10 protein-coding genes and 4 pseudogenes are annotated in these 15,201 nt (G+C 59.7%); 6 read left to right on the forward strand and 8 right to left on the reverse strand.

The genetic code is table 11. The features are described 5' to 3' along the window. The 8 genes and pseudogenes from K288_RS53055 to K288_RS55185 form a co-directional block, all read right to left on the reverse strand. Positions 1 to 159, reverse strand: a pseudogene (locus K288_RS53055) (IS5/IS1182 family transposase); the annotation flags it as partial. 43 nt (positions 160 to 202) lie between these two features. Then, positions 203 to 1,735, reverse strand: a pseudogene (gene tssF / locus K288_RS0139590) (type VI secretion system baseplate subunit TssF). Positions 1,736 to 1,739: 4 nt separating this feature from the next. Next, positions 1,740 to 2,156 (reverse strand): type VI secretion system baseplate subunit TssE, encoded by a 417-nt coding sequence (gene tssE / locus K288_RS0139595; protein WP_027584410.1) that lies wholly within the window; start codon positions 2,154 to 2,156, stop codon positions 1,740 to 1,742. Positions 2,157 to 2,171: 15 nt separating this feature from the next. Continuing rightward, positions 2,172 to 3,656 carry a type VI secretion system contractile sheath large subunit gene (gene tssC / locus K288_RS0139600; protein ID WP_027584411.1) on the reverse strand — a complete coding sequence of 495 codons (1,485 nt, stop codon included), beginning with the start codon at positions 3,654 to 3,656 and terminating at the stop codon, positions 2,172 to 2,174. A 20-nt stretch (positions 3,657 to 3,676) separates the two neighbouring features. Next, positions 3,677 to 4,168 (reverse strand): type VI secretion system contractile sheath small subunit, encoded by a 492-nt coding sequence (tssB, locus tag K288_RS0139605; protein WP_027584412.1) that lies wholly within the window; start codon positions 4,166 to 4,168, stop codon positions 3,677 to 3,679. A gap of 34 nt (positions 4,169 to 4,202) precedes the next feature. Beyond that, positions 4,203 to 5,792, reverse strand: a complete 1,590-nt coding sequence (gene tssA, locus K288_RS0139610; RefSeq protein WP_027584413.1) for a type VI secretion system protein TssA — start codon at positions 5,790 to 5,792, stop codon at positions 4,203 to 4,205. A 740-nt stretch (positions 5,793 to 6,532) separates the two neighbouring features. After that, positions 6,533 to 6,700 (reverse strand): annotated as a pseudogene (locus tag K288_RS53860) (transposase); the annotation flags it as partial. A gap of 154 nt (positions 6,701 to 6,854) precedes the next feature. Then, positions 6,855 to 7,823, reverse strand: a pseudogene (locus tag K288_RS55185) (IS1380 family transposase); the annotation flags it as partial. 887 nt (positions 7,824 to 8,710) lie between these two features. Here K288_RS55185 and tssA (K288_RS0139625) point away from each other — a divergent pair. From tssA (K288_RS0139625) to tssG, 6 genes are all read left to right on the forward strand, one after another. Next, positions 8,711 to 10,306 (forward strand): type VI secretion system protein TssA, encoded by a 1,596-nt coding sequence (tssA, locus tag K288_RS0139625; RefSeq protein WP_160169064.1) that lies wholly within the window; start codon positions 8,711 to 8,713, stop codon positions 10,304 to 10,306. 30 nt (positions 10,307 to 10,336) lie between these two features. After that, on the forward strand, positions 10,337 to 10,822 hold the full coding sequence (gene tssB, locus K288_RS48170) for a type VI secretion system contractile sheath small subunit (RefSeq protein ID WP_201449801.1): 486 nt from the start codon (positions 10,337 to 10,339) through the stop codon (positions 10,820 to 10,822). A gap of 34 nt (positions 10,823 to 10,856) precedes the next feature. Then, positions 10,857 to 12,341, forward strand: coding sequence for a type VI secretion system contractile sheath large subunit (gene tssC / locus K288_RS0139635; protein ID WP_027584415.1), 1,485 nt, complete (start codon positions 10,857 to 10,859; stop codon positions 12,339 to 12,341). Positions 12,342 to 12,355: 14 nt separating this feature from the next. After that, the gene (gene tssE / locus K288_RS48175; RefSeq protein WP_051335000.1) at positions 12,356 to 12,787 is read left to right on the forward strand and encodes a type VI secretion system baseplate subunit TssE; all 432 of its coding nucleotides are present in this window, start codon (positions 12,356 to 12,358) and stop codon (positions 12,785 to 12,787) included. A 28-nt stretch (positions 12,788 to 12,815) separates the two neighbouring features. Beyond that, the gene (gene tssF / locus K288_RS0139645; protein WP_160169065.1) at positions 12,816 to 14,525 is read left to right on the forward strand and encodes a type VI secretion system baseplate subunit TssF; all 1,710 of its coding nucleotides are present in this window, start codon (positions 12,816 to 12,818) and stop codon (positions 14,523 to 14,525) included. Further along, positions 14,489 to 15,201 (forward strand): type VI secretion system baseplate subunit TssG (gene tssG / locus K288_RS49985; RefSeq protein ID WP_152535904.1); only part of this gene is annotated, 713 nt, incomplete at its 3' end. The genes tssF (K288_RS0139645) and tssG, both read left to right, overlap by 37 nt.

Raw genomic sequence — 15,201 nt, forward strand, 5'->3', positions numbered from 1 at the left:
GGGATCATCGTCGTAAATCTCGCCGAACCGCTCCTCCAGGAAGCCCCAATTTACCGTCCGAGCGAGCGTAACCAGCGGATGCTTCATGTCGATGATCTGATCGAGCCGGGAGCGGAACAGATCCTGCTCTCCCGTCTCGCTCCGTTCCCGCGGTCGCATCTCATCCCCTCGCCAAAGCAGTCAATGCCGAGTGAATCACAAATCAAGTTCGCAAGGAATCCCGCTCTACACGCTCGTTTCCCGGCAAATCCGATCGCCGCAAAACGCCGCTTCTGGATTCCAAATCAATGGCTTGGGATTTCTTCACGGTCGACGAAATGACGGTCCGCAGCGTGCCGATATTGACTATGGAGCCGTAATTGCGCGCCAGATTGGCCGTCAGCCGCCGCAACAGGCCGTCATTGATCGGTGGCGGCACCTCTGCAACGACCGCGGTAATGTTGGAGAAGGTGACGGAGCGAGGCGTGTCGGAGGACGGCTGATCCACCGCACCAACCGGCAGCAGCTCGGCGATGGGCCCATTGGAACAGGTCAATCGAAAGCGAAGCGACCTCGATCGGAGGATGTTGGGTGATGTCGAGCCGATCAACGAAACTCACATAGTGATCGATGCCCCGGCCGACCACCGCGGGGCGAATGCGCGCGCCGGGTTGCGACCGTCGCCGGGCAGATCGTGGCGCAACAGTCCGAATGGCTCGAACTCGATGCGTTCCGGATGTCCTCGCACGTGGCCGGTCACGCGGTCGACAGAACGGATGCTGAAGTTCGGTCCCCCGGAGGAAAGCACACGGTATGCGGTCTGCTTCCGCTCCAGGCGGATCGGCGACGCCTCGTGACTGAAGACATTGATGGCTGGCGTGCAATTCAAGCGAATCTGATCCTTGCTAACGCGCAATTGCGTGGGGAACGAACGCTGAAACTCGATACTGAGCTTGCACTCGCTTTCTGTATGGACCCTGGCCGGCTCAAGACCGGACAATTCGACGTAGAGGAATTTCGAGGGATAACTCAGATATTCTTGAATGATCCGGAATCCTGAGAACCCGTTCGGTGGCCAAGGCAAAACCACCTCGTCCTCGCCAAAACCGACTGGCGCGATCTGTGTTGGTCCAATGGCGGCAACGACCTGTTGTTCCCCTACGGTGATCGTCGCTGCCGTGACGTGACGGCACAGCCAGGTCAATAGACAGCGACCAACTTGCGGCTCTCGCTCCGTCGAAAAGAAGAGCCGAAGCCGGCCTTTCCGAAGGCAAGACAGGTTTTGCCGACCGGTTGCCTTGATAGCCAGGGTGAGGCGAGCTAAACTCGTCGGGTTCTCGAGCTCAACGTCATTGATCTCCAGCGTCAGCACGTCAATTGGATAGCAGGTGACAAACGCGCAACTGGTTCCCTCAATCGGACGCGAGCGGATGCTTGTGCCAGCAGGAACGTTCACGCTCACGGCGCTCGCCGATGGCTTCACGGCAAACGCCAGCGTCGTGATGGGCGGCAGGGGTTGGAGATATTGTGGCCATACCATTCGTAACAGGTCATGGACAAGTTCTGGGAATTCGTCGTCGAGCTTCTGACGTAGCCACGCCACGAGGAAGGCGAAGCCTTCCAAGAGCCGCTCTACATCCGGATCGGTCGCATCACGCCCGAGAAAGGGAGCGAGCTCGGGACTAGTCTGAGCGAAGTCGCGGCCAAGCTCGCGCAAGCAGGACAGTTCATCTTCGTAATACGGGTTGATGGCCACTGCTTCAGCCTCTCAAGAGGACGCGCCTGTCGTCGCTCAAGATCGTATCGAACGAGACGTGCTCGACCTGGTCGTTGTCGTTCACCATTGCGGTTACGTGGAACGTCAGCTGTAACGGCTTGTCGGGATCGGCATGAAAGCGGATCGAAACATTCCTCAATCGAGGTTCGAACGCCTCGATCTCCTGCTTGAGCATGCGAGCGACCGCGCGAACCGCGTCAACTCCCTGGCCGATCGCGTCGTTTAGATCTGGCAAGCCGTAGTCGGGTCGCGTCTCGCAGCAGCCCTGGCGCGAGTTCAAGATCCGACGCAGATTTTCCAGAATACTCGCTTGGAGGCGGTCGATCGAAAAGCGATTCTGCGATGCGACTATGGTCCCTGTCGCTTCCTCCAAGCGCTCAATAAGACAGCGGTCTAACATCGACTGTCGCCCCCTTTATTGCTTGTCGAGTCTGCCCTTTAGCGTCAAAGCAAAATCCGCGCCCATGTACTTCAGGTGCGGGACGACGGATATGCCGACGCGATACCAGCCCGGTTCACCTTCGACGTCTTCGACGGCGATCTCCGCCTTGCGTAAGGGGCGGCGCGAGCGGACCGCTGCCGACGGATTTTCCTGATCTGCGACATACTGGCGGATCCAGTTGTTGAGCTCGCTCTGCAGCTCTTCCCTGCTCTTCCACGAGCCGATGTTTTCGCGCTGCAGCACCTTGATATAGTGTGCAAACCGATTGATGATGAACATGTAAGGCAGTTGGGTGCCAAGCTTGTAGTTGAGCTCGGCTGCCTTTCCTTCCTGGGTGTTGCCGAAATACTTCGGCTTCTGCACGGAATTCGCCGAGAAGAAAGCTGCGTTGTCCGAGCCCTTGCGCATGGTCAAGGCGATGAAGCCCTGTTCGGCGAGCTCGAACTCGCGCCGGTCCGAGATGAGGACCTCCGTAGGTACTTTACTCTGCAACTGCCCCATCGACTCGTAGGTGTGCAGATTGAGATCCTCTATCGCCCCACCTGACTGTGGGCCGATGATGTTTGGGCACCACCGGTACTTGGCGAAGCTTTCGGTCAGGCGGGTAGCGAAAGCAAAGGCGCCGTTACCCCAGAGATAGTTGTTGGTCTTGCCATGCGAAGCTTCCTGATAGTTGAAACTCTTCACTGAAACCGTTTCGGGTCCATAGGGCAAGCGCAGCAGGAAACGCGGTAGCGTTAAACCGAAATAGCGAGCGTCCTCGCTTTCGCGGAACGAATTCCACTTGGCATATTTCGGCCCCTCGAAAATCGATTGCAGGTCCTTGAGATTGGCGATCTCCTCATGTCTTTCGACGCCGAACATCTCAGGCCCGGCTGAGGCGATGACTGGCGAATGCGACATGGCGCCCACCGCGCTCATGTACCGCATAAGCTTAACGTCTTGGCTCCAACTGCCAAATTCATAGGCCGATATCATGGCTGCGACGGGCTGGCCGCCAAACTGGCCAAACTCGGCTGTGTAGACGAGCTTATACAGACCGGACTTGACGATCTCCGGGCTGTCTTCGAAATCCGTGAGCAGCTCATTTTTGCTGACGCTGAGAAGTTCCACCTTAATGTTCTGACGGAAATCGGTTCGGTCGACCAAAAACTTGAGTCCGCGCCACGCCGCCTCAAGCTTTTGGAACTCGTCGGTATGCAGCACGGCGTCGAGCTGAGCCGAGATCTTGCGATCGATCTCCGCGATCATCTGATCGATGAGCGCATTGTTGACCTTCCCATCGGCCCGCCCCGGTTTGATGAGCTCGGCAAGGAAAGCCGCAACACCCCGACGGGCGAGGTCGTATCCCTCGTCGCGTGGTGTGATTTTGGTTTCGACGAGAACCTGATCAAGCAGCGAGAGGTCAGTGGTCGTAGTGGTGACTTCGGCGGTTTGCTGCGCGCTTGCATCGGCCATAGCACCCTCGCTCATGCCACTTACTCCGGCTTGCCGGTAAGCTCGCCAAGTAGCCGCGGCCTAGCGCCGTCGTCTTCGAGCAAGTTCTGGATGGCTTTACGGAAGTTCGGCACATTGCCAAGCGGGCTCTTCAGAGCGATCAGCGCTGCGCGTAATTCAGTCAACGCTCGAACTTCTGAAATTTGTTGCGCGACACGCTCTGGCTCGAAATCCTTCAGGCTTTCAAACTTCAGCGTTATTGACAGCTTGCCGGCCTCAGGCGATTCGTTGAGCTTGTTCTCAGCCAAGATGTCAAGGCTCAGTTCCTTACCTTTGACGATCTCGTTGAAGTTGTCCTTGTTGATATCGACGAGTTCTCGGTCCTCAATGGGACAATCATCGCCCCGTCCGGTGAAGTCGCCCAAAACCATCAACTTGAGCGGCAACTCGACATCCTCCTTGAGGTTGCCGGTTGCCGGCTTGAAGCGGATATTAACGCGCTCCTTCGGAGCGACCGAGCTTTCCTGTGCCATACCAGCTCCCGTTAGCCCTTTGGCTTTGACGAACTCAGCCGCGACCCAGGCGGCTCGCCCGTGCGATGTCGATCCGTGCTGCTCGAATTCGGAGTTGCTCCAGCGCTAGGCGACGGCGAGGCTCGTCGATCATCTGTTGCGACTCAGAATGGGTCATTGCGCGGAAGCGCAGTTCAGCAGCCTCAAGCGCAAGCGCGGGCTCCCAACTTTCCAGGTCGCGCTTAGCGACAACCCCTTCAATGTGCTCGAGCAGCGGGACGGCGGTTGTGACGAATCCGGTCTCGACACAGAAACGTGCTTGCGCAAGCTGGCAGACGAAACGCGCACGTTCGCCGGTCGCGTCATCCAGCGCACGCGACAGCCTGTCCAGCGCCGCCTGCGGCTGCCCGCCGCCAATGAGCTTGTATGCGTCAGCGACCGCTTCCTCCGCGAGATCAGAGCTCGTCGTCGCGTCTATCACCACGGCGGCCCAGGCACGCGTTTCGTCATCTGCAAATGGCCTCCCGTTGTTGAAATAAAACTCCAATATCCGCGGATAGCGTGTAACCAGCATGGTCACCGCTCCGCGTGCCACCATGGCCGTCGTCTCAAATGATGGCCCCATTTGCTCCAGCGCCTCGGCTGCATGCCGGTGAGCGTCGAGCCAGAACGGTCCCGTCCAGGCGATCTCTTCGGCCAAATTCACGACATCGGCGTGCTGACCGGCCACCACTTTTGCTTCTGACGCGACGATGCTATCGGCAGGCGGAAATACCTCGGTGCGGCCACCCGTATCAGGCGGGAGCGCGTCAAAACGCATCCACGAGCCGACGCAATTGAGCAGATAGGCCCTCGGGTTTGCCGGCGAGGCGAGGCGCATGGCGGCAGCTGCCTGCCGGAGCATATCCGGCAAACGCTCCGCAAAGTCGGCCCAGTCATCGACGCCGGTCTGTAAAGCCAGATCTGGCGCCGCGTGTTGAGCCGCGCCAGCCGGCGGTAAGGCCTCCGCTGGCGCGGCCGAGGTCTCTTCGACACCACAGGCCCCGTCAGCCACACGATCCGCAGCCTCGGCGGCCGCGCGATTGGCTTCCTCGTAATGCGGCTTCAGCGCCCTGAACAGCTCGCCTAAGGCAACGTGCTCGTTGACCACTTTCTCGCTAAACTGGCGATCCAGATCATCAAGCGCTTCATAGGCGGCAAGCACCGCAGGATAATCGGCTTGAGCCGCCGCATTTTCGGCCACCCTCGGCACAAGGCGACCGACGAGCCAATCGACCGCTCCAACCCGTGCACGTCCCCGCTTGATTGGGGGATAGAGTCCCTCCCAATGTGCGTCCACCATGCCGGGCAAGATTTCTAATCCCACGGCGAGACCCTGATATCCCTCGATCCGAAAGAGACCATAGACAGCCCAACAGGCGATCAAAATGTCTTTTGACTGGTTCGCCAGGATGTGAAGCGACAGCTTACTGACTTTCCGCCAATCAACCGCGGCTGGCCCGTCGGCATCCATACGCCGCACCTCGGCCTCGAGCTGCTCAAAGTCGGCCGCATCACGGACGTCAGCGCCGGCAGGCACGGCGCCCGGCACGGGTGCGGCGCCCTGGTGCGAGCGCGCGTCGATGTTGGCGCGAGCAACGATCACGCTAACAGAGCCATACGCGAACAGGCATTGCGCCGGATTGCGGCATTGGGACAGTCAACTTCATACCCGCCGCATAGAATAAACTGAGAAGCGACAATCTTGTAAACCACCACTGCCACTCCTTGAGCAGGCGCTGCTGATCACAGCTCTCCTTCAAGCCTTATGCCAATTGTAAAAGCTTGATTGTAAAAGCTATTTGCTCAATCGGACGTGTCATGGCCCCGACAGCATGTTGCAAATCCGACAAGAGACGTTGGTGGCTTTTGAGTCGGCTCAACCATTGGCTCGCCTACCAGAGTTGGTTGGTCACGATGCCGGCCGCCTGAACACTCCCGGTCCTGGCTGGCCTTGGGTGCTCGGCAGCAACAATCGATGGTACCGCCTTCCGCTGACGACCCTGCAAGGCACGTTTGCAGATATAGCAGCTGCCGAGCTTGATTGGAGGCTACCCGCGCCCTGACCGAACGCGAGATGCGAAGTCCGGTAACCATCAACAAGTGGATTATCGTGCAATACGATTCTGATCGCTTTAGTTCCGACGAGTGGTGAGGGGTGAAAAAGGGACGTGGCGGCTAGCCCGGATTTCTCACGCTGTGTGACGGCGCCCGGGCGAGCGTTGAGATCGGCGCCGGCAGAACCCACGGTGGTCATTTGGGCGCGACTTTTCCCCCGCTGTGGCGGGTTGGCCATGGGCATTCGGAGGATCATGAGGGGCAGAGGTTCTCCTGTGGGCCGGGGGTTCAGAGAGCCGCGCCGTCGAGCGCGGCCCATGCCGTTCGAAAGACATCGGTGTAAGGAAACGCTGATGCCATCGAGAACTTGATCCTGCGGACGCTGATGCGGACCTGGGCGCCGATCTTGAACAGCTTCAGGCGGATGGTGCCGCATGTGGCATCGGCGAGGCGGGTCGCGGGCCTGGTGCTGGTCGGCCGGCAGCGAGGTGACGACGAAGCGTGGATTGGCGCGTCCTTCCAGTGTCGCCAGATCGATGTCGCCAGCCATGATGGATTTCTTGTTTTTCGTCTTGCGTCGGGGCTTTGTCTCGCTCTCGGCGGCGGACGGGATCATCCATTCGGCCTTGCCGACCACCCGGCGCTGGCGGCTCCAGCTCTTGTGCGTTCTGTACTGGAAGTCCTTGAAGCGCCGCGCTGGCTTGCCGCTCTGGCGGTTCTCTGCGGCCGCCTCGGCAAGCTCGGCTGCGATCTCGGTGATCAGCCGGTCGTTCTTGGCCAAGCCGAACAGATAATCGACGTCGTTTTGTTCGCACCATGTCATCAGGTCATCGCGCGTGAAGCCGGAATCCGCCCGCAGCAGAATGCGCACTTTGGGCCAGCACTCGCGGATCTGCGCGACGATCCGCGCCACCTCGTCGACCGAGCCCGCACTGGCATCGATATTAGCCTTGCGCAGCCTGGCGCAAAGCAGATGCCGCCCGCAAAAAATGTGCAGCGGCAGGTAACAGTAGGATTTGTAGTAACCGTGAAAGAAGCGCCCTTCCTGCTCACCATGCAGCGGATCATCCGTGGCATCGAGGTCGAGCGTGATCTGGCTGGGCGCAGTGCGATGCGCCTCGAGGAACAGATCGACAAATAGCCGGTCAACTGCCTCCGCATCGTAGCTGATCTTGTGGTAGCGCGACGGTTCCGGTTTCGACAATTCCAGCCGGTTCAACGTCGACTTGCCGGACACCGCGGCGCAGTCTGCCCGCCGCGCATCGAGCTTTCCCGAAAGCACCGCCATCAACGGATCGTGGCGCAGCGTCTCATGGTCGTTGAGGTCCTCGTAGCCGAGTGCGATGGCGAATATCCGTTGTCCCACCAGTGTCGCCACCGAATGTTCGACGTGGGCCTGAGATCGCTGGTCGACAAAGCACGATGCCAACCGATCCACCACCCCGATTGCCCGATCCGTCGCACCGAGCAACAGCCCGCCCGCGTCCGACGTGATCGTCCCACCATCGAACGCCGCCACCACCGCGCGGCCCTCGACCGCTTCAAATCCAAAACTATCCGCGATACACTCTGTCCGCATCGGGGTGCTCTCTAGAATCAAGTGGAAGTCGTTCTCGCAAAACAACTTTCCCTGATTCGCTGCCCCGATGCGCTTAAACTTCGTGAGATATCTGGGCTAGCTCCTCATAAGCTGCACCTGTGGTTCAAATCGGACGGTCTCGGTTCGGCGTCGAGACCGTTCGTGACGTCTGTTGTAAATTCAGCGCGTGCAAGCCCGTGGAGCTACAGAGATTGCATGATCGCGGCCGCGGCACACATTTAGCCCTCAACGCTGGTGCTTCGGTCCAATCCCTGACATCGCGGTCGTGGGAACTAGCATCGAGACCCATCTCGGCTCATGGTGTTCATTTCTGTGCCGATCTGAGGAGCGCTTGCTCGTAGCGACGCAACGCGCCTCCGACCGAGCGATCGTGTACTGCCTCGTTCGCCCCCCAAATCAGCTTACGTAACACGGGCGGAATTAGCCGGAGCGGGTGGAGTCACGTAGGGAACAAACGCCGCAAAGACGACCAGCGCCCAATTTTCGAAGAGTTTTCGGAAGCCTTATCCTTCGATCGAGGTTGGCAAGGTCCAAGTCGGTTAGCGCGGCTTGCCCCAGCCAAATGCACCACCGGGCAGCTGATTGAGCCGGCCAAACCCGCCAACGTCTGCAATACGGACCGTCGGATTTGCGACAGCGAATCGGGCCTTCGGCACGTCCGCTCGACAAAATCCCTTACAAATCAAGCTATCGCAATTGGCATAAGGCTTGAAAGGCAGATGTCATCCAGCAGCGCGTGCTCAAGGAGTCGCCGGGGTGGCTTACAGGACTATCGCTTCTCAGTTCACCATATGCGCCGGGTACGAATCCGGTTTCCCCAACACCGGTATCTATCTCAATGCTTGTCTGCGCACGATTTTGTCACCGTGAACGCGGTTCGTGCCGATGCCGATGAGCGCGCACTCCGGGGCGCCGCGCCTGTGCCGGGCCCCGTGCCTGCCGGCACCGATGTCCGTGATGCGGCCGAATTTGAGCAGCTGGAAGCCGAGGTGCGGCGCATGGATTCCGACGGACCCGCTTCGGTTGATTGGCGGAAAGTCAGTACTCTGTCGCTTCATATCCTGTCCAAACAGTCAAAAGACATTCTGGTTGCTTGTTGGGCGACCTATAGTTTGTTCCGCACCGAAGGATATCAGGGCCTCGCCGTTGGTTTAGGAATCTTGCGCGGCATGGTGGGTGCGCATTGGGAAGGACTCTTTCCGCCGATCAGGCGAGAACGTGCGCGGGTCGGAGCGGTCAATTGGCTCGCCGGGCGCCTAGGGCCGGCGATGGCCGAAAATGTGCCGGCCGAAGCGGATTATGCGGCGGTGCTCGCTGCCTATGAATCGCTTGATGATCTCGACTTCCAGCTCGGCGAGAAGCTGGTCAACGAACAGGTTGCCTTAGGCGAGCTATTCAGGGTGCTGAAGCCGCATTACGACGAAGCCAAGCGCGCGGTCACCGCGGCAGCTGATCGTGCTGCTGAAGAGGTCTGTGCCGCCGAGCAGGCCGCGGCCACACCGGTAGAGTCAGCCCAGCTGGCTGAGCCGGCTCAAACGGCGGGCTCGGGTGAAGCAGTACCAGCCGGCGCCGATAGCGACTGCACCGACTTCACGGATCGCCTGCCGGATATGCTCCGGCAGGCCGGGGCCGCCCTGCGCGTCACTTCGCCGGCGAACCCGAAGGCTTATCTGCTTAATCGCGTTGGTTCGTGGATGCGCCTTGACCCGCTGCCAGCTGATACGGGCGGCCGCACCGAGGTATCTCCGCCCGCCGATAGCATCGTCGCGTTAGAAGCAAAGGTCGCAGCCGGTCAGCACGCCGACGTCGTGGAGTTGGCCGAAGAGACCACCTGGACGGGGCCGTTCTGGCTCGATGCTCACCGGCATGCCGCCAGGGCGCTTGAGAAGATGGGGCCGTCATTTGAGCTGGCGGCCGCGATGGTGCGCGCAGCGGTAGCCCTGCTGGTCACACGCTATCCGCGGATCCTGGAGTTTCAATTCAACGACGGTCGGCCGTTCGCGGACGACCAAACGCGTACTTGGGCCGCCGTGGGTGTAGCGGACGACGCGACGCGCCGTGATCCTATCGAGGAGGCGGTCGCTGGGGCGCACAAGTTCATCGACAACGGCTACCCACAGGCAGCGCTCGAGACGCTTTCGCGTGCGCTGGACGGCGCGACCACCGAACGTGCGCGTTTCGTCGGCCAGCTTGCGCAAGCACGTTTCTGCATCGAGACCGGCTTCGTCACGACCGCCGTCCCGCTGCTGGAGCACATGGAAGGCGTTATCGCCGCGTGCAACCTCGAAACTTGGGAGCCGGCGCTTGTGCTTGAGGCAGCCGAACTACGCTTTCGCGCAATGACCCATTCCGACACGCAACAGATGATCGACGAACCTCGCCGTCGCCTCGCGCTGGAGCACATCCGAACCCGAGTCGCACGCATCGACATCGCACGCGCGACCCGCCTCGGTTGTCGCTGATTTCGAAGGCAGGGGCTATTGGGAGCTCATATGGCACAGGAAACCCTCAGTCGCTCCGAAGGAGCGCGTCAATATTCGCTTCAAGCCGGCAACCTCAAGGAGGACGTCGAGCTGCCGCTCAAGCTGATGGTTTTGGGCGAGTTCACCGGACGGGCCGACGACAACCCCGTCGAGGAGCGGGAGCTCGTCAATATCAACAAGGACAATTTTGACGAGGTCGTCAAAAATCAGGAACTGACGCTCGATATCGCCGCTGAGAACAAGCTCGACGAGTCATCTGAGGCCGGCAAGCTGTCGGTGTCCCTGAAATTTGAGAGCCTAAGAGACTTCGAGCCAGAGCGTGTTGCACAACAAATCTCAGAAGTGCGTGCGTTGACTGAACTACGTGCCGCCCTGATCGCTCTGAAGAGCCCGCTTGGCAATGTGCCGAATTTCCGCAAAGCCATCCAGAGCTTGCTCGAAAATGACGACGCGCGCCCGCGGCTGCTGAGTGAGCTCACCGGCAAGCGCGAATGAGAGGATCAACAAGCTTTCAAGGAGCAAGGGCGCTATGACCGATGCAAGCGCGGAGCGACCAGCCGAAGTCACGACCTCGACCACTGACCTCTCGCTGTTGGATCAGGTCCTCGTCGAGACCAGGATCACCCCACGTGACGAGGGGTACGATCTCGCTCGACGGGGTGTCGCGGCTTTCCTTGCCGAGCTCATCAAACCGGGACGGGACGATGGGAAGCTCAACAATGCGCTCATCGAGCAGATGATCGCGGAGATCGATCGCAAGATCTCGGCTCAGCTCGACGCCGTGCTGCATACCGACGAGTTCCAGCAGCTTGAGGCGGCGTGGCGCGGGCTTAAATTCTTAGTCGACCGCACCGATTTCCGTCAGAACATTAAGGTGGAACTTCTCAGCGTCGGCAAAGATGAGCTGCTCACGGATTTCGAGGACAGCCCGGAGATCGGCAAGTCCGGCCTGCACAAGCACGTCTACACCGCCGAGTTCGGTCAATTCGGCGGCCAGCCTGTCGCGGCCATGATATCGGCCTACGAGTTTGGCAGTGGCAGCCAGGACATCAAGCTCATGCGGTACCTAAGTGCGGTGGGCGCCATGGCGCATGCGCCAGTCATCGCTTCCGCCGGGCCGGAAATGTTCGGTGTCGAAAAGCGTGAGGAGATCGCCAATCTCAAAGACCTTCGATCGATCTTCGAGGGGCCAAAATACGCTAAGTGGAACTCGTTTCGCGAAAGCGAGGACGCTCGCTATTTCGGCCTGACACTACCACATTTCCTGCTGCGCTTGCCCTATGGACCGGAGACGGTTCCGGTGACGACTTTCAATTACGAGGAGGCGGCGGATGGCGAGACCGAAAATTATCTGTGGGGTAACGGCGCTTTCGCCTTCGCAACCCGCCTGACCGAAAGCTTCGCCAAGTATCGCTGGTGCCCAAACATCATCGGCCCGCAATCCGGCGGGGCGGTAGAGAACCTCAATCTACACACCTATGAGTCGATGGGGCAGTTGCAAAGTAAAGTGCCAACGGAGGTTCTTATCTCGGACCGGCGTGAGTTCGAGCTCGCCGAGCAGGGCTTCATCGCCTTGACCATGCGCAAGGGCTCCGACAACGCCGCTTTCTTCTCGGCTAATTCCGTGCAGAAGCCGAAGTATTTTGGCATTACTCACGAAGGAAAGACGGCCGCGCTCAACCACAAGCTCGGCACCCAGCTGCCTTACATGTTCATGATCAACCGGTTCGCGCACTATATCAAGGTGTTACAGCGTGAGAACATCGGCTCGTGGAAGAGCAGGGAAGAGCTGCAGAGCGAGCTCAACAACAGGATCCGCCAGTACGTCGCCGATCAGGAAAATCCTTCGGCAGAGGTGCGCTCGCGGCGTCCCTTGCGTAAGGCGGGGATCATCGTCGAAGACGTCGAAGGTGAACCGGGCTGGTATCGCGTCGGCATATCCGTCGTTCCACACTTGAAGTACATGGGCGCAGATTTTGCTTTGACGCTAAAGGGTAAGCTCGACAAGCAATAGGGCGCAGTCAGTCGATGTTCGACCGCAGCCTTATGGAGCGCTTGGAAGAAGCAACAGTGACCGTTGTTCCGTCGCAGACTCATTTTTCGTTCGACCGATTCCAGGCGAGTATCCTGGAAAATCTGCGCCTAATCTTGAACTCGCGACAGGGTTGCTGCGAGACACGGCCGGACTTCGGCATGCCCGATCTCAATGACGCGATCGGTCAGGGCGCCGATGCGGTGCGCGCGGTCGCACGTTCGCTCAAGCAGGAGATCGAGGCGTTCGAACCGCGGTTGGGGAATGTTTCGATTCGCTTCTATGCTAATCCCGACAACCCGCTGCAGCTGACTTTCCACGTCGGCGCGATGCTGAACTATAAAGGCGAGCTCGAGCGTGTCTCGTTCGATGCGATCTTGAGCGGTGACAAGCGCGTCCAGGTGAGGGGCCGAAACGGTGGCCCTTAATCCCTATTACGAGGACGAGCTGTCGTATTTGCGCGAGCTCGGCCGCGATTTCGCTCAGGCCAATCCGCAGCTCGCGCCCTTTCTCGGGCGTGACGCCACTGATCCCGACGTGGAGCGGCTGTTGGAAGGCTTCGCCTTCCTTGTGGCGCGGCTGCGCCAGAAGCTCGACGACGAGTTTCCCGAGTTCGTTCATGACCTGTTGCGGATGGTATGGCCGCAATATCTTCAACCCCTACCATCCATCACGACGCTGGCTTTTGCCGTGAGGCCATCAGCGAGCGACGGGAGTGTGAACGTGCGTGCCGGAACGAGCGTCCGCTCGCGTCCAATTGAGGGAACGAATTGCACGTTTGTCACCTGCTATCCAACTGACGTGCTGCCGCTAGAGATCACGGACGTCGAGTTTGAGAACCGGACAAGTTCGGCGCGCCTTACCTTGGCTATCAAGGCCACCGGCCGACAAAATCTGTCATGTCTTAAGAATGGGCGACTCCGCCTCTTTTTCTCGACTGAGCGAGAGCCGCAAGTGGGGCGCCATCTATTGACCTGGATGTGCCGTCACGTCACGGAAGCGACCGTCACTGTGGCAAATCGGCAGGTCGCCGCGATCGCGGCAGCACAGATCGCGCCAATCGGGTTTAGCGATGATGAGGTGGTGTTGCCCTGGCCCCGCAACGCCTTCTCAGGATTCCGGATTATTCAGGAATATCTGAGTTATCCGTCGAAATTCCTCTACGTCGAAGTGTCCGGTCTTGAGCCGGTCGCGGCCCACACGGAGACGGAGTGCAAGCTAAGCCTTGAGTTTCACCGTCCATTCCCGGCGCAATTGCGCGTAAGCAAAGACCAGATCCGCTTGAACTGCACGCCAGCCATTAATGTCTTCGGCCACGAGGCCTCGCCGATCCGCCTGGAGCGGAAGAAGACGGAATATCGCGTGCTTCCCTCCGGGGGGACGAACTTCAGCATTCGTTCCGTCGATCGCGTGACCGGCCATGTGCAAGGGCGCCCCGAACGCATCGAGTTTGAGCCATTCGACCTGCTGCGCCACGATCTACCCGGCGCCACGCCCAACCGCGCGTACTTTCGCCAGCGTATCCGCTCCGCGGTGGTCGGCAGGGGTATCGATCACTATGTGAGTTTCGTTGATCGGCTCGATATCACCCAACATCCGCCGATCGAGGTCGCCTCTCTGCAACTGACCTGCTCCAACGGACCAATCGCCGACCGGCTGCCCGTTGGTACAGTGGACCAGCATTCCTCCGACACGCCTCGCTCCGTCACCTTCTCCAACATTACCGCGGTCGTTGCAGAGGTGCCGCCGCCGATCAACGACGGCCTGTTGCGGCGGCTGACGGCCAATCTGGCGCGCAATTACGGCTCCATAGTCAATATCGGCACGCTGCGGACCGTTATTTCCAGCTACGATTTCCGTGCGGTGTCCAACCTTCAGGCGCGCCGTCGCCTGGAGCTATTACTCGAAGGCCTAGACCGGTTCGTGACCACCGATACGGATCACGTGGTGCGCGGCGCGCCGATCCGGATGCGTAACATTGAGTTGGCCGTGGTCGACAGCAAGATCGGAGGTGAGGGCGAATTGTTCCTGTTGGGTGCGGTGCTCGACGCCTTCCTCGCGACCTTCGCCGGCATCAACATATTGCACCGGTTTTCGGTCCGTGGCACGGAGAGCAACGCCAAATACACATGGCCAGCGAGAACCGGATCGATCACACAGTTCTAACCGCGCCCGACGACCTCAAGGAGCTCGCGGCTTGCGGGTTCCTCTCGCTCGCAGCACGTCTCGAACGGCGCTTTAGTGACGCTCCTCCAATCGGATCCACAGAGGATCCCGCGCGGGAGGCGGTGCGTTTTCGCGCTGCCCCGATGCTTGGTTTTCCCGCCGAGGAGATCGCGGAGGTCAGGCAAGTCAAGGCGGCTGGCCGACGGCTGGAGGTGTACGTCAATTTCCTGGGGCTGCACGGCCCGTCGTCGCCATTGCCACCATTCTACACTGAACGTGTCATTCACGTGGATGGCACGGGCGCGCTAGACGACTTTTTTGACTTTTTCAATCACCGTCTGATCAGTCTGCTGCTGCGAATTTGGCGTCACTATCGCCACCATTTGCGGTTCAAGGAGGGAGCAACTGATGCGATCTCGGTGCTGGTTGGTGTGCTCTTTGGACTTATGCCAGGGGAAAATGCAGCCGACAAACAGGAATGGCGGGCCCGGCTGCTGCCTCATGCAGGTCAGCTTGCCTTGTCTAGCCGATCGGCACCGCTCGTAGCCGGCGTCATTTCCAACCATCTGGACATCCCGGCCCGGGTTGAAGAATTCATTTGGCGCGAAATCGAGATTCCGCCAGAAGCGCAGTGGCGTCTGGGGAGCCCTGGTGTTCAGCTCGGCTTTGATACTCT

The sequence above is a fragment of the Bradyrhizobium sp. Ai1a-2 genome, assembly GCF_000426245.1.
In the GTDB taxonomy this organism is placed as follows: Bacteria; Pseudomonadota; Alphaproteobacteria; order Rhizobiales; family Xanthobacteraceae; genus Bradyrhizobium.

Bases quoted from the DNA above. Each gene is read 5' to 3' on its own strand.
- tssE (WP_027584410.1), bottom strand. From the start codon at position 2,156: ATGTTAGACCGCTGTCTTATTGAGCGCTTGGAGGAAGCGACAGGGACC.
- tssC (WP_027584411.1), bottom strand. From the start codon at position 3,656: ATGGCCGATGCAAGCGCGCAGCAAACCGCCGAAGTCACCACTACGACC.
- tssB (WP_027584412.1), bottom strand. From the start codon at position 4,168: ATGGCACAGGAAAGCTCGGTCGCTCCGAAGGAGCGCGTTAATATCCGC.
- tssB (WP_201449801.1), top strand. From the start codon at position 10,337: ATGGCACAGGAAACCCTCAGTCGCTCCGAAGGAGCGCGTCAATATTCG.
- tssC (WP_027584415.1), top strand. From the start codon at position 10,857: ATGACCGATGCAAGCGCGGAGCGACCAGCCGAAGTCACGACCTCGACC.
- tssE (WP_051335000.1), top strand. From the start codon at position 12,356: ATGTTCGACCGCAGCCTTATGGAGCGCTTGGAAGAAGCAACAGTGACC.